General features: G+C 41.0%; 11 protein-coding genes. All 11 read right to left on the bottom strand.

Annotation, left to right across the window (positions count from 1 at the left end; all coding sequences use genetic code 11):
• Nucleotides 1-109: 109 nt before the first annotated feature.
• Nucleotides 110-1,543: a glycogen synthase GlgA gene (gene glgA, locus IGJ12_RS06445; RefSeq protein WP_430619487.1), complete on the bottom strand. Its 1,434-nt coding sequence runs from the start codon at nt 1,541-1,543 to the stop codon at nt 110-112.
• Nucleotides 1,540-2,691, bottom strand: coding sequence for a glucose-1-phosphate adenylyltransferase subunit GlgD (gene glgD / locus IGJ12_RS06440; protein WP_430619486.1), 1,152 nt, complete (start codon nt 2,689-2,691; stop codon nt 1,540-1,542). Before glgD ends, glgA begins: the two co-directional genes overlap by 4 nt.
• On the bottom strand, nt 2,681-3,823 hold the full coding sequence (locus IGJ12_RS06435; RefSeq protein WP_016613232.1) for a glucose-1-phosphate adenylyltransferase: 1,143 nt from the start codon (nt 3,821-3,823) through the stop codon (nt 2,681-2,683). The genes glgD and IGJ12_RS06435 overlap by 11 nt, the downstream gene beginning before the upstream one ends.
• A 42-nt stretch (nt 3,824-3,865) precedes the next feature.
• The gene (gene glgB, locus IGJ12_RS06430; RefSeq protein ID WP_016613231.1) at nt 3,866-5,800 is read right to left on the bottom strand and encodes a 1,4-alpha-glucan branching protein GlgB; all 1,935 of its coding nucleotides are present in this window, start codon (nt 5,798-5,800) and stop codon (nt 3,866-3,868) included.
• A gap of 174 nt (nt 5,801-5,974) precedes the next feature.
• Entirely contained in the window at nt 5,975-6,382 is a 408-nt protein-coding gene (locus IGJ12_RS06425; RefSeq protein WP_005236791.1) for a hypothetical protein, read from the bottom strand.
• Nucleotides 6,383-6,476: 94 nt separating this feature from the next.
• Nucleotides 6,477-6,923, bottom strand: coding sequence for a hypothetical protein (locus tag IGJ12_RS06420; protein WP_005236794.1), 447 nt, complete (start codon nt 6,921-6,923; stop codon nt 6,477-6,479).
• Between the two features lie 197 nt (nt 6,924-7,120).
• Nucleotides 7,121-7,930, bottom strand: a complete 810-nt coding sequence (locus IGJ12_RS06415; RefSeq protein ID WP_207463016.1) for a DUF1803 domain-containing protein — start codon at nt 7,928-7,930, stop codon at nt 7,121-7,123.
• A gap of 88 nt (nt 7,931-8,018) precedes the next feature.
• A complete protein-coding gene (locus tag IGJ12_RS06410; protein WP_008379685.1) occupies nt 8,019-8,948 on the bottom strand; it encodes a manganese-dependent inorganic pyrophosphatase in 930 nt (309 codons plus the stop codon).
• A gap of 94 nt (nt 8,949-9,042) precedes the next feature.
• Complete coding sequence (gene pflA, locus IGJ12_RS06405) at nt 9,043-9,798, bottom strand: pyruvate formate-lyase-activating protein (protein ID WP_008379682.1); 756 nt, start codon at nt 9,796-9,798, stop codon at nt 9,043-9,045.
• Between the two features lie 104 nt (nt 9,799-9,902).
• Nucleotides 9,903-12,131, bottom strand: a complete 2,229-nt coding sequence (pflB, locus tag IGJ12_RS06400; protein ID WP_008379680.1) for a formate C-acetyltransferase — start codon at nt 12,129-12,131, stop codon at nt 9,903-9,905.
• 270 nt (nt 12,132-12,401) lie between these two features.
• Nucleotides 12,402-14,873, bottom strand: a complete 2,472-nt coding sequence (gene parC, locus IGJ12_RS06395; RefSeq protein WP_430619485.1) for a DNA topoisomerase IV subunit A — start codon at nt 14,871-14,873, stop codon at nt 12,402-12,404.

Below are 14,873 nucleotides of genomic sequence, written 5' to 3'. Positions count from 1 at the left end.
ACTCCTTTATGCTAACCGTTTATAAAAAAGAAGAATTCTTGCCGCCAGAATGGCTAGTCATACAACTAGCCGCTCTGTTGCAGACAAGGATTCTTCTGTCTTAAAACAATCAAACTTTGATAGTATTATACAACTCAACATAAAGATCTGAGCTTTGATTCCAGCTAAAATCTTTTTTCATTGCTTGCTTGACTAATGCCGTCCATGTTGTCGGATCCGATTCATACAATTCAATCCCCTGTTTTAAAGCATTCATCAAGTAAAAAGGTGAAAACTCTTGGAAGCCAAAGCCGGTTCCTTGTTTCGTGATCGGATTATAGGAATCCACCGTATCTTTCAAGCCACCGATTTCATGAACGATCGGTAATGTACCATAACGCATCGCGATCATCTGCGATAGTCCACATGGTTCAAAAGCCGAAGGCATCAAGAAGAGATCCGCTGCTGCGTATAACTTTTGCGCCAGTGCAATATCAAAAGAAATCGCGGCAGCACATTTGTCAGGATATTTCTGCGCAAAGTAGCGAAAGCCTTCTTCAAAATCATGCTCACCGGTTCCCAATAGGATAAACTGGACATCAAACTGCAAGAGGTTTTCCATTTCTTCAAGAACTAAATGGAACCCCTTTTGAGTGGTCAAACGACTGACAACGGAAATCAACGGAACCTCTTTACGAGTTGGCAAGCCAAACTGTTCTTGTAGCACTCGCTTGTTTTTAGCTTTTCCTGATAAATCCTCGACACTGAAAGGATAGTCTAAATGAGGATCGGTTTCTGGATCATTCATTTCATAATCAATTCCATTCAAGATACCGCTTAGCTTGCCACTTTCCATGCGTAAAATGACTTCAAGACCACAACCAAACTCAGCTGTTTTGATTTCTTCACTATAGGAAGGACTGACGGTCGTGATGCGGTCCGCATACAAGATTCCTGCTTTCATAAAGTTCAAGCAATCGTTTAAACGCAAGGTTCCATCATCATATCTTTCCGTACCCATCCCAAAAAGATCCGGTAAAATATCGCGACTATACCACCCTTGAAACCCAATGTTATGGATCGTCAAAACGGTGCGTATGTTTTGATACGCTTGGATCCAATGATATTTTTCTTTGATCAAGAACGGAATCATCGCCGTATGGTAATCATTGACATGTACGATGTCTGGAATAAATTCAATGCGTTCCATCATTTCGATCACGGCTAATTGGAAGAAAGCAAAGCGTTCCCCATCATCATAAAAATCATAGAGCCGTTCGCGACCAAAATAGTAGAGATTGTCTATGAAATAATAAGTCACAGCGCCTAGAACTAATTTTTTGATTCCACAATATTGCTTGCGCCAGCCGACCGCCACTTCAAAGGAAAAACAATCTTCCATTTGGTCTTGGTATTCGGCAGGCATTTTCGTGAAATAAGGTAAGACGACAACTGTCTCGACGCCTTTTTTGACCAACTCTTTTGGCAATGCACCTGCAACATCCCCTAACCCGCCTGTTTTAAAAAACGGAGCGCACTCTGCTGCTGTAAACAAAACCTTCATGCGCTTGCTCCTCCGATTACATCTTCTGTCACATGAGAATTCTTCTTAATGACAATCGGCGTTTCTTTGGTTCCCTGCACTTTTACACCTTCTGCGATGGTTACATTTTTATCTAAGATCGCATAAGAGACTTCGGCACCTGCTTTGATTTCGTTATTTCCGAAAATGATCGCGCCTTTGACTTTTGCCTCAGGATGGATTTTCGTACGGCGAGCAACCAGTGACTGCTCGACAGAGCCTTCAACGATGCAACCAGAAGCAAAGTGGCTATTTTTCACCTCAGACGTTTCCGAATAATAGGTTGGTACTTCATTCTTCAATTTGGTATAGATTTTTTGATTCGAATAAAGCAATGAGGTGAATTTATGCACATCTAGCATGTCCATATTTGTTTGATAATAAGAAGAGATATCATAAATGTTACTTAAGTAACCAGTGTACTCATATAGGCCAGTGTTCTCCACAGAGATCATCTCTCGTAAAAATTGACCGAGATCTGCCGTTGCGCCAACTTTTTGCCCTTCTTTAAGAGCCGCGATCAGACGATCCGTTTGAATGATAAAAATATCCGTACACAAGTTGACTAGGGAGCCAACTTCCCCTTTTTTCGCTTGGATCGCTTCTTCTAAGTGTCCTTCACTGTCAACATTAAACAACAAGTCACTTTCAGAAACATTGTCACTACCGATGCGTTTATACACCACAGTCATTTCATTGCCTTGTAGTTGATGAATTTTCAGCAAAGCACGCAAATCGATGTTGCATAAGATTTTGCTGCCCATAAATACAGTGTGATCTGATTTCGATTTTTCCAAATAGTCAATGACGTTATAGTAGTACTCTTGCCCTTCGGCTTGCTTTTTCAATGAGTCTTGAAATAAGTGGATAAAGAACCGGTTTTGAACACCGTCCAAGTTCCACTCTTTTCCACCACCGATATGATCAAAGACCGACTGAGTCTCTCCTTCATTGAAAATCATGTAGACTTGTTTGATGTTGGCATTTTCAATACTTGAAAGATTGAAATCCAGCAAGCGATATTTGCAGTCAAACAACAAGGTCGACAGCGGACGATTCTCCGTTAATGGCAACAAGTCTTGGTATCGCTGTAGGTTCCCTAAAATTGCACACATTTTATTAGTTCTCATCAATCGTCACCCCTAAAATTTCAGAATAGCCGACTACGGCAATTTCGTCTGTTCCATCGATCTCTGCGTCGTCACCAATCACTGCATTTTCCCCAACGATCACTCGATTTAATTTGACATTTCTGCCAATCACCGCTCCAGGCATGATTACGCTATCTTTGATAGTCGAGCCTTCTTTCACTTGCACGTTCTCTGATAAAATACTGTGCTCGATCTCCCCAGCAACATAGCAGCCGTCCATCACAAGCGAATTTTTAGCAGCACCGGTTTCAGTTACAAAGTGCGGCGGTGCGATTGGGTTTTTGGAGAACACTTGCCAGCTTTTATCCCGGATATTCAACTCCATGGCTGGATCAATAAATTCCATGTTGGCTTCCCACAATGAATCGATCGTTCCTACGTCTTTCCAATAGCCAGAGAAGCGATAGGCAAAAACGTTGTCGCCGCTTTCTAGATAAGAAGGAATGACATGTTTCCCAAAATCGACCATTTCGCCGTCTTTTGTGTAGTTACTCAAAAGCATACTGCGTAGACGACTCCAATCAAATATATAGATCCCCATCGAAGCAAGATTGCTTTTTGGTTCGGCTGGTTTTTCATCAAATTCGATGATGCGGTCATTTTTATCAGTATTCATGATCCCGAAACGAGAAGCATCTTTCATCGGAACTTCGAGAACTGCAACCGTCAATGAAGCATCATTTTCTTTGTGTTTTTCCAGCATTTCTTCGTAATCCATTTTGTAGATATGGTCGCCGGACAAAATCAAGACATATTGCGGGTCCATCTCATCGATATAGGCGATGTTTTGATAGATGGCATGGGCAGTTCCCTCAAACCATTTTTCGCCTTCTGAATTTGAATATGGCTGTAAAATCGTCACACCGGTACTGATTCCATCCAATCCCCAACTGGCACCATTGCCGATATGGTTGTTCAGTGCTAAAGGTTGGTACTGCGTGACTACACCCACATTTTTGATTCCAGAATTGACACAATTACTCAACGTGAAATCGATGATCCGATACCTGCCGCCAAACGGAACTGCTGGCTTGGCAATATTTTTTGTTAGTTTCCCTAAACGAGTCCCTTGTCCTCCTGCGAGGATCATTGCTAACATTTCTGTTTTCATTTTGTTTGGTGATCTACTCACCGTTCCCCCTCTACTCTTTTTTTATGCTTTCTTTACTGCTTTTTTACGAGTCATTTTGATTTTTTCTGGTTTGATAATCAAAGCCCCAAGTGCAGGCAAAATTGTTTTGATTTGATAGTCGTATTGTTTAAAAGGGGCATTACTGGTCTGGCAGTCTTGGTTATTAGCCACCCAAGTTCCACCAAATACATCCCGTTCAGTGTTTAAAATCTCTCGATACGTTCCTTCGTATGGCACGCCGATCGCAAAATCGTGACGCTCCACTGGTGTCAGATTGACAACAACAATCAAGAAATCTTTTTTCGTTTTTCCTTGTCGTAAGAAAGTCAATGTCGTTTCATCTAAGTTGTCTGCATCGATCACCATCAATGAATCTTCTTGATCATCCAATTCCCAAAGGGCTCGTTCTTCTTTGTATAGTTCATTCAAGGTCTGGGTGAAGAACTGCATTTTTGCATTTAATGTGTCGTTTAAATCGACCCATTCAAGCCCATGATCATATTTCCATTCTAAAAACTGTCCCCATTCACTACCCATGAATAACAGTTTTTTCCCTGGATGCATCATCATGTACGTATAGAGATTTCGTAGTTGTGAAAACTGTTTGTAGCGGTCCCCCCACATTTTATGCATCAAACTTTTTTTACCATGAACGACTTCATCATGAGAAAGTGGCAAGATATAATTTTCTTGCATCCGATACATGAAAGAGAAAGAAAGCAGATTTAAATGATCTTTACGGAAAATCGGGTCCATTTCATAAAAACGCAGGACATCGTTCATCCAGCCCATATTCCATTTATAATCAAATCCTAACGCGCCTTCTTCGACCATTCCTGTTATTTTGGTTTCAGACGTACTTTCTTCTGCAATCATGACCACTGCTGGATGGGCTAACTTGATAACAGAATTAAGCTTCTGTAAAAAGTAATAGCCTTCAAAGTTGCGATTGCCCCCTTCGTGATTTGGTTCCCATGGACCTTCATCATAATCGCGATAGATCATGTTGGAAACGGCATCTACCCGAATACCATCAATATGATAAAATTCGATCCAGAACAAGGCACTTGAGATCAGAAAGCTTTGGACTTGTGGTTTGCCGAGATCAAAGTTGATCGCACCCCAGCGAACATTTTTGGCACGGTTTTCATCCATGTATTCAAATGTCGGCGTGCCGTCATAATAAGCTAGGCTGTCATCATTGACACAAAAATGTCCTGGTACCCAATCAACAAAGACACCAATATTTTCTAAATGGCATGCCTCTACAAAGTCTTGAAATTCTTCTGGTGTCCCATAATAGGAACTGAGCGCAAAATAACCTGTCAGCTGATAGCCCCACGAGGTACCTAATGGATGTTCCATCAAAGGCATAAATTCAATATGGGTATAACCCATTTTTTTCACATAAGGAATAAGTTCATCTTTTAATTCAGAGAAGCGATAAGGGGTGCCGTCTTCGTGATGCTTCCACGAGCTGGCATGAACTTCATAAATATTTAGAGGTCGATTAAATGTTTTCTGTCTTTTTTTGCGGCCTTGCCATAGTCCATCCCGCCATTTTTTTTGTGGGATCGAATGCAACACGGCAGCAGTTCCTGGTCGAGCTTCGAAATGGACAGCAAAAGGATCAATCTTCAATACTTCTCGTCCATTTGCTTGTTTGACTTTGTATTTGTAAAGCTGTCCTTCTTTTACTTGGTTGGTCTCAATCTCCCAGACCCCAGATTCTGCCCTTTTATTCATTGGCAAAGTGTCTGTCCATTGGTTGAAATCACCAACCAGCCAAACTTGTTGAGCGTTTGGTGCCCAAACACGAAACACATAGCCATCATCCGCTTGATGGGCTCCTAAGAAATGTTGGACATAAAAATTTTCACCGCTCAGAAAGTCCTTTTCTGCAGTCAGTACCTGTTGTTTGGTAACCACTCTCTCATCAGTCCTCCTTCGACTCATCTTGATCGCTTATTCTTTAACGATCGATCATTGTCCCATTTTTTCATAGAGAAGCATTTGCAATCAAACGATCTCTACTGTTAGCATAGCATAAAATAAAATTCTAGTAACCTAATAACCCTATGATACGAACGAATTATTCAGGACAGAAAAAAACAGCTTGAACGTATCTGTTCAACCTGTTTCAGCTCTACTTTTTAGCTTTTGGAAAATGAAGTATGTGACTACACTTAACTGAAACAAGCTTGCCAAAACCAGGATGAAAACAACCATCACCGGAAATGTCTCAGTTAATTCAACATATGCCAGCAGTGTCCCAAATGCAGAAGAGGCGGAGCAAAAACACCAGAATCGAAACCCGTAAAAACTCGTCACTACGGTATAAAGACTAATAATCCCCAATAAGAAAAGCTGAGTAAATCGGTCAAATACCGTATCGGTATAATAAATTTCACCTAACATGACTTGGATCGTACCAAAACTAGTTGGTACTTTATAAAGCGTCAGCAATGCACCGATCAAACTGAATGCACCAATCAAAAGATGACTGCCAGCTAAGCTGATTCGAATGTTTAGTTTCACGCGTCCTTCACAACCTTCAATCTTCGATCCTTTTACGAAAACAACTGCTTCTACAGCCGTTTCCCTTCTTCGCTAGAGCCGAAATCACCTTCAATTATTTTGCTTGCCAAAGCTCTTTTACTTGCCCATCGGTGTAAACTTTATAGGCTTTATTTACTGCCAAGGACTTGTCTGCGTGACCAATTAAGTAATAATTGCCATCACAGTCAAACTCTCCCTCACTCAATAATTTATAACTCGTTAATGGACCATCTGCCATTTTTTTTGCCAAATAACGAAGGGCATTCGCGGGATTCACTAAATAGTTTTGATTCACTAGCCAATCAATAACCACTGAAACGATCGTATTTGCCCCAAATCGTTCCTTTTGCTTTAATGCGAGAATGAGATCTCCATCAGAAAAACGCGTTTCATCGATCCCCGCATTTGTAATTGCTTGCCGTGCCGCTTCTATCTCTGACATTGATACGAATGTAATCATTTCTGCTTTCGTTTTATTCCGTTCCAACTGTTCAAAATCAACCGTTTTATATCCTTCCATTTTTATATCCCCTTTCAACGTTCTAAAATCATCATATCATCAAGAAATCAAATCTCCAAGCAAAACGATCGTTATATTTTAATTTTTATTCATCAAATTATCATTTTAGCGAACAAGAAAAAAAGCTATTAGAATAACATCTAACAGCTTTGTAATATTCAGAAAATTTAAAACAAATAACATAATTATTAGAAATCTCAATTATTATTGAAAAAAAACGTGTTGTATGAACCTGCTTTTTTCGCTAAGTGAGCGAGCACTGATCGTTGCAAGAAAATATCCTTTTCAGCAGATGGATAACGGCCGTTTTTTAGATTATCACAATTTATTTCTTCCAGCAAGAAATCTAGCTCGGAACTAACGATTTTCAACTGTTGAAGCGATTCTAGAAAAATACTCGGACGCACTTTTTTGTTTTTACGGATACGTTCAAAGATGACACTTACTTGATCTAAGTAATAGACCGGATCGACATCGCCGATCAAATCCATTAGTTCGTCATAAACCGATAGATTTTGCAGTTGGCGATTTGCTTCAAAAAAAGCCGGCAGCGTTGGTGGCCATGGCGCTTCTGCGTATGAGATCATCTGAAAACTTTCATGGGCCAAGGAATAAACAATCCCCTGCTCCACCTCCTGCAAACAACCATAGAAGTATTTATTTTCATTACTTAATGTCGCAAAGTTTTTGAGAAAACCAGCGATTTCTTGTGTTGACCAATCAAGGGCATCTTGATAAAAACCGTCACTTTCTTGCAGCTGCTTTTGATCTTCTTCGGTATAAACAGGAAAACCTAAAAAATAGCGTCGATTTTGGCGGATGATCAAAGCTGATGCGATCAGACGGTCAAGGGTTTTATCAAATGACACCTCTGGAAACTTCGCTTTTAGCTCTCGTAGTGTCGGCGGTTCCTGACAGCTTAAAAGCACATGAACCAAATCATGGAATTCAGAAGATGCCAGGATCGGTTGCAACGAACGATAATGGGGACTATAAAAAAATTTCACTGTGTGTACTCCTTATTAAAAAAATCATGAAAAATGCTGGCTTGATCTACCAAAACAGATCTCACCAGCACTCTGACATTCATCCTAATTATCCTTCGAAAACCGCTGTTAATTGAGGAACGATTTGTTTTTTACGAGAAACAACGCCAGGTAAAAAGGCACGATGGTTCGTTAATGTCGTTTCAAACGCTGCTTCTACTGGGGCAATTGGTTCACCAACAACTAATAGCTCAGAATTACTGTCTAAGATATCAGTAGCAACAAGCAAGAACAAATCATAGCCATTTGCTGACATTGATTCTTTCATGGCAGCTTCCAATTCTGCTTGACGGTCAAAGACCTCTTTTAGGTCGACTGTATTGACTTGTCCGATACGGATGTTTTTCCCGCCCATTGGGAAGCTTTTTGCATCAAGATCCAGCAATTCTGCTGCTGATTTCGTTCCAAGATTTGTGCCGGCTTTCAACATATCCAATCCGTATGCTTCCAGTTCAACACCTGCTAAAACCGCTAATTCTTTTGCTGCCGCTACATCTTCATCGGTACATGTTGGCGATTTGAACAACAATGTATCGGAGATGATCGCTGAAAGCATGATTCCTGCGATCGCTTTTGGAATTTCCACTTGATTTTCTTTGTATAACTTCAATACGATCGTACTGGTACAACCAACAGGTTCTGCACGATAATACAACGGATTGGCTGTCTCAAAGTTAGCAATACGGTGATGATCAACCACTGCCAACACTGTAACATCAGCGATATCTGCCGCACTTTGCTGAAACTCATTGTGATCCACCAGCATTACTTCTTGTGTTTCCTTAGTTACTGAATCGATTACACGAGGAGCAGCCAGGCTAAAGGTGTCTAGTGCAAATTGTGTTTCTTCATTCGGTGTACCTAGCGCCACCGCTTCACAGTCTTTCCCAAGTTGATTTTGTAAGTTTGCAAAGGCAATCGCTGCACCAATAGCGTCGGTATCAGGATTTTGGTGACCGAATACTAATATTTTCGACATTTCTTCATCGCTCCTATTTCAATTGATATTCACTTTCTAATCATAGTAAAAAAACAGGAAAGAAGCAATAGCAATCTCTTCTTTCCTGTTTTGATCAACGGGTTAAGTAGCCTTTATAGTCATCTACATGGAGCAAACGTTTGGCATTTTTCACCCGATCTTCGGTTGGTGGTTCGATTCCTTCAAGGGGATATTTCAAGCCTAGCTCATCCCACTTGTATTTCCCCATCGTGTGATAAGGTAAGATCTCAACTTTATCGACATTCTTCAACGTCTTGATAAATTCATCCAAACGGATCAAGAAGTCATCATAATCGCTTCTAAAAGGAACCAGCACATGACGAATCCAGACGGGCTGATTGATCTCTGAAAGATAATTTGCCATATCCAAAATATTATCATTGGATTGGGTGGTCAGCTCTTTATGGGCTTTGTTATCGATATGTTTGATATCAAACAACAGCAAATCAGTCACAGTCATCAACTCTTGAAACTTACTGAAAAAAGGCTCTTCTCGTGTAAATGGTTTTCCGCAAGTGTCCAGTGTTGTGCTGACCCCTTCTGCTTTGGCTTTGCGAAACAGATCGATCAGAAAGTCCATTTGAAGTAACGGTTCCCCACCACTAACGGTGATCCCACCTTTTTGTCCCCAGAATTCGCGATATTTCAACGCCTCTTCTAAGACGTCATCAGTCGTTCGTTCGATACCCGTGCCAATCTTCCAAGTATCTGGATTATGACAAAACTGGCAACGCATGCGGCATCCTTGCATGAATACAATAAAACGGATACCTGGTCCATCTACTGATCCAAAACTTTCTGTTGAATGTACTTGTCCTGTTACTGCCATAATGCTCTTCCTTTCTTCGAAACGACGGATAACCACGCTCCGTCTGATACTCTCAAAACAAGAGGCGGCGGATTTTCCCGTCCGCCGCCTGAAGTTGTTGCTTATTACATTGCTTCGTGCATTGTACGAGCAATGACATCATCTTGTTGTTCTTTGGTTAATTTAATGAAGTTAACCGCATAACCAGAAACCCGAATCGTTAATTGTGGGTATTTTTCTGGGTGAGCTTGCGCATCAAGTAATGTATCACGGTTAAATACGTTGATATTTAAGTGGTGACCACCTTTTGCTGCATAGCCATCTAGCATGGTTGCTAGGTTTTCTTGTTGTGTCTCATCGTCACGACCTAATGCTTTAGGTACGATTGAGAAGGTGTTTGAAATACCATCTAATGAGTAATCATATGGTAATTTCGCAACTGACGAAAGACTTGCTAATGCACCATGCGTATCGCGGCCATGCATTGGGTTTGCACCTGGAGCAAATGGTGCACCTGCACGACGTCCATCAGGCGTGTTCCCTGTTTTCTTCCCATAAACCACATTAGAAGTGATTGTAAGGATCGAAGTTGTATGTTTTGCATCACGATATGTTTTTGTACGTTTTACTTTCTTCATGAAAGCTTTCAACAAGTTGACTGCGATATCATCTACACGGTCATCATTGTTTCCGTATTTAGGATAATCGCCTTCGATTTCGTAATCTTCAACAATGCCGTTTTCATCACGAATCGTACGAACTTTGGCATATTTAATCGCTGATAATGAATCAACTGCAACAGAGAAACCAGCGATACCAGTAGCCATCGTACGTAGAATATCTGTATCTTGGAGCGCCATTTCAATGCGTTCATAAGAATATTTGTCATGCATGTAATGAATGATGTTCAATGTGTTCACATACAGATCACAAATCCAGTCCATCATTGTGTCATATTTTTCCATTACTTCGTTGTAATCCAAGTATTCAGAAGTAATTGGTTGGAATTTTGGTCCAACTTGTGCTTTTGATTTTTCATCGACCCCACCGTTGATTGCATACAACAATGTTTTCGCTAAGTTGGCACGAGCACCAAAGAATTGCATTTGTTTCCCGATGCGCATTGCGGATACACAACAAGCGATTCCGTAATCATCGCCCCAATGTCCACGCATCACATCATCGTTTTCATATTGAATCGCTGATGTTTGGATCGACATTTTCGCACAGAATGTTTTGAAGTTATGAGGCAAACGTGTTGACCATAAAACAGTCAAGTTTGGTTCTGGTGCTGGACCTAAGTTTGCTAGCGTGTGTAAGAAACGGAAGCTGTTTTTTGTTACCATGTGGCGTCCATCTTCACCCATACCAGCGATTGACTCAGTTACCCAAGTTGGGTCACCAGAGAACAATGCGTTGTAATCAGGCGTCCGAGCAAATTTCACAAGACGTAGTTTCATGACAAAATGGTCAACGATTTCTTGTGCTTCTTCTTCAGTGATCACGCCATTTTTCAAATCGCGTTCAACATAAATATCAAGGAAAGTTGACGTACGTCCCAATGACATTGCCGCACCATTTTGCTCTTTGATGGCTGCTAAATAACCAAGATATAACCATTGGAATGCTTCTTTCGCCGTTTGAGCTGGTTTAGAAATATCAAATCCGTAAATGTTTCCTAATTCTTTCAATTCGCTTAAAGCGCGAATTTGTTCACTTAATTCTTCACGTTGGCGGATAATGTCTTCAGACATGGTTCCGTTTCCGCAATACAATAGGTCTTGTTGTTTTTCTTTGATCAAGAAATCCACTCCGTATAATGCAACACGACGGTAGTCACCAATGATCCGGCCACGGCCGTATGCATCAGGAAGACCTGTGATTACACCAGAACGACGAGCTGCTCTGATTTCAGGTGTATAGGCATCAAATACCCCTTGGTTATGTGTTTTACGGTAGTCGCGGAAAATGTGAGAAACTTCCGCATCGATTTCATAGCCGTAAGATTCTGCTGCTTGTTCTGACATGCGGATGCCGCCAAATGGTTGCAAGCTGCGTTTAAATGGTTTTTCCGTTTGGAAACCAACAACTGTTTCTAAGTTTTTGTCTAAGTAGCCAGGTCCATGAGAAGTAATCGTTGAAACGACTTTTGTATCCATATCCAATACGCCGCCAGCTTCACGCTCTTGCTTGTTCAGTTCCATGACTTGATCCCATAGCTTCGTCGTTGCTTCAGTAGCATCTGCTAGGAATTCATCTGTTCCGTCATAAGGTGTGTAGTTTTCTTGGATGAAGTCGCGTACGTTTACTTCTTCTTTCCAAGTTTTTCCTTTAAATCCATTCCATTGTTCCATCTGATGGACCTCCTTAAATTTTCTGTTCACTAATGTAACAGCTTTACGTGAACAGTATAACACACACCCTAATGATTGCAAGTGTTTTCAAGAATTATTTTGAACAATTTAGTTTTTTTTAAGATTTTTATTATTAAAAACGTTGATTTATAAGCATTTATCAAATGTGAATCTTTTATTAAAGTGCGTTTTTTATTAATGTGAAAGATTAATTAAGAGGCAAAAAAGCAACCATTCTGTACTGGTACAGAATGGTTGCTTTGTTATAATTTATAGTACAGAATCCTCTGCGATTGCAGGACTGATTTGTGTTTTCACTTCGTAGATTTGCCCCCCTGTTTTCTCATCCATGATAAATGAGCCGTTGGAGGTCCGATCATTGATCGGGATTTGATTCGTGATGACTTCAAAGGCTTGTCCTTTTTGGTTGGTTACCAGTAGCTGCTGGTTCTCTCCATTCCCCATATAGACTACGCGATGAGGGTTTTTCTTCAATTCCCGTAAGACCATCAATCCACGCTTCGCCCGTCCTAATTGGGTGATCTCTTGGGCTAGCATGCGTTTTGCTGCGCCACGTTGGGTAATCAGAACGATCGGTGTATCCCCTTCTGAATAAACTAACAACCCATTGATAAGATAATCATCCGCTTTAAGGTTCATCGCTTTGACCCCAGCTGCTTTTGGTCCCACAACGGGCACTTCATTAAGCGAATACCGTAAGCCAAAGGCAAGATGACTGACTAAAAAGACATCCATTTCTTCTGTTTGATCAGTCAAAAAGACATTGACTAATTCATCTGATTCATCTGATTCATCTTTCAGCTTCATGATCGTCATTGGCCGTGTCTTATAGGTGCGCCAAGGTTCAAATTCCGTCATTCGTGTTTGTTTAATCATGCCGTTTTTACTGATCAGCACAAAGTTTTTCAACGGATCGATCTCTTTGTAGGCAAAGACCCCAATGATCATTTCATCTTGCGCCAGTGTCATAACCGTTTGCGAAATATGTTCGCCTAGATCTTTCCATTTTAAATCAGGCAATTCATGAACCGGACGATAGATCGTGTTTCCTTTATTGGTTACCAATAACAGATGATCCAACGTATTCATTTGGTTGCTGTAAAGTAAAGAGTCGCCTTCTTTCATGCCGATCTCTTCTGGTTTTGAGGCACCGTAAGAACGCAAACTGCTGCGTTTGACATAACCGTCTCTTGTGACTGTCACGACGACTTCTTCTTGCGCGACTAAAACTTGTGTTTCGATCTTGATTTCTTGAATTTCGGCTTCGATCTCAGTCAATCGCGGTGTCGAATATTTTTTCTTGATCTCCCGCAATTCCTTTTTGATCACTTTCAGTAATTCACTTTCCTCATTTAAAATCGTTGTCAATTCAGCGATCGTTTCAGCAAGTTCTTTCGCCTCTGCTTGCAATTGTGTGATATCCGTATTGGTCAAGCGGTACAACTGTAAGTTCACAATGGCTTCTGCTTGCTCTTCCGTAAAACCGTGCTGAACAACCAGATTGTTTTTGGCATCTTTTTTGTCTTTACTGCCGCGAATGGTGGCGATCACTTCATCAAGAATCGATAAAGCTTTGATTAACCCATCGACGATATGCTGTCTCTTTTGGGCTTTTTGCAGTTCAAAACGACTGCGTTTTTCGATCACTTCACGCCGATGCTTGATGTAGCTTTCTAAAATCCGTTTCAAACCGACTTGTTGGGGGCGCATATTGTCGATAGCCACCATGTTGAAGTTGTAGTTGATCTGCAATTCGGTATTTTTAAATAAATAATTTAAAATTCCTTGTGCATTTGCTTCTTTTTTCAGCTCGACAACGATCTGCAAACCAGTACGGTCAGTTTCATCACGCACTTCAGCAATCCCGTCGATCCGTTTATTCAAACGAATCTCATCCATTTTTTTGACTAGATTGGCTTTATTGACCTCATAGGGAATCTCATTGATAACGATTTGCTGCTTGCCACCTTTGATGTCTTCGATCTTGGTTTTCGAACGCAGGATCACTTTGCCTTTGCCTGTTTCATAGGCTTTTTTGATTTCTTCTTTCCCTTGTAAAATCCCTCCTGTTGGAAAATCAGGGCCGGGAATATACTTCATCAGCTGATCCAAAGAAGCTTGCGGATGGTCGATCAAATAGACCGTTCCATCAATGATTTCCCCTAAATTATGGGTGGGAATTTCCGTTGCATACCCAGCTGAGATCCCAGTTGAGCCATTGACTAACAGATTTGGGTATTTTGCTGGTAAGACAGTTGGTTCTTTTTCGGTATCATCAAAATTCCACACCAATTCGACGGTGTTTTTTTCGATATCTTTTAACAGCTCACCGCTTAATTCTGAAAGTCGTGCTTCGGTATAACGCATGGCAGCTGGCGGATCACCATCCATACTCCCGTTGTTTCCGTGCATTTCAATCAAAATCTGACGCAATTTCCAGTCTTGGCTCATGCGGACCATTGCTTCATAAATACTCGAGTCACCATGGGGATGAAAGTTCCCCATGATATTCCCGACTGATTTCGCTGATTTGCGGAAGCCTTTGTCATACGTATTGCCGTCTTGGTTCATGGCGAACAAGATGCGCCGCTGAACCGGTTTTAACCCATCACGAATATCTGGCAATGCCCGTTCTTGAATAATGTATTTGGAATATCGACCGAAGCGATCTCCCATCACTTCTTCCAATGTCAATTCTTGTATATTGCTTCTGTGTTCCAA

Origin of the sequence: Enterococcus sp. DIV0802b, assembly GCF_050543535.1 — a bacterium.
GTDB lineage: Bacteria > Bacillota > Bacilli > Lactobacillales > Enterococcaceae > Enterococcus_D > Enterococcus_D entomosocium.
The sequence above is the reverse complement of the archived record's forward strand: the minus strand, read 5'-3'. Positions and strand labels throughout refer to the sequence as shown.

What these genes read in the sequence shown, in the direction of transcription:
- glgA (WP_430619487.1), bottom strand. Translation starts at nt 1,543, where the DNA reads ATGAAGGTTTTGTTTACAGCAGCAGAGTGCGCTCCGTTTTTTAAAACA.
- glgD (WP_430619486.1), bottom strand. Translation starts at nt 2,691, where the DNA reads ATGAGAACTAATAAAATGTGTGCAATTTTAGGGAACCTACAGCGATAC.
- IGJ12_RS06435 (WP_016613232.1), bottom strand. Translation starts at nt 3,823, where the DNA reads ATGAAAACAGAAATGTTAGCAATGATCCTCGCAGGAGGACAAGGGACT.
- glgB (WP_016613231.1), bottom strand. Translation starts at nt 5,800, where the DNA reads ATGAGTCGAAGGAGGACTGATGAGAGAGTGGTTACCAAACAACAGGTA.
- IGJ12_RS06420 (WP_005236794.1), bottom strand. Translation starts at nt 6,923, where the DNA reads ATGGAAGGATATAAAACGGTTGATTTTGAACAGTTGGAACGGAATAAA.
- IGJ12_RS06410 (WP_008379685.1), bottom strand. Translation starts at nt 8,948, where the DNA reads ATGTCGAAAATATTAGTATTCGGTCACCAAAATCCTGATACCGACGCT.
- pflA (WP_008379682.1), bottom strand. Translation starts at nt 9,798, where the DNA reads ATGGCAGTAACAGGACAAGTACATTCAACAGAAAGTTTTGGATCAGTA.
- pflB (WP_008379680.1), bottom strand. Translation starts at nt 12,131, where the DNA reads ATGGAACAATGGAATGGATTTAAAGGAAAAACTTGGAAAGAAGAAGTA.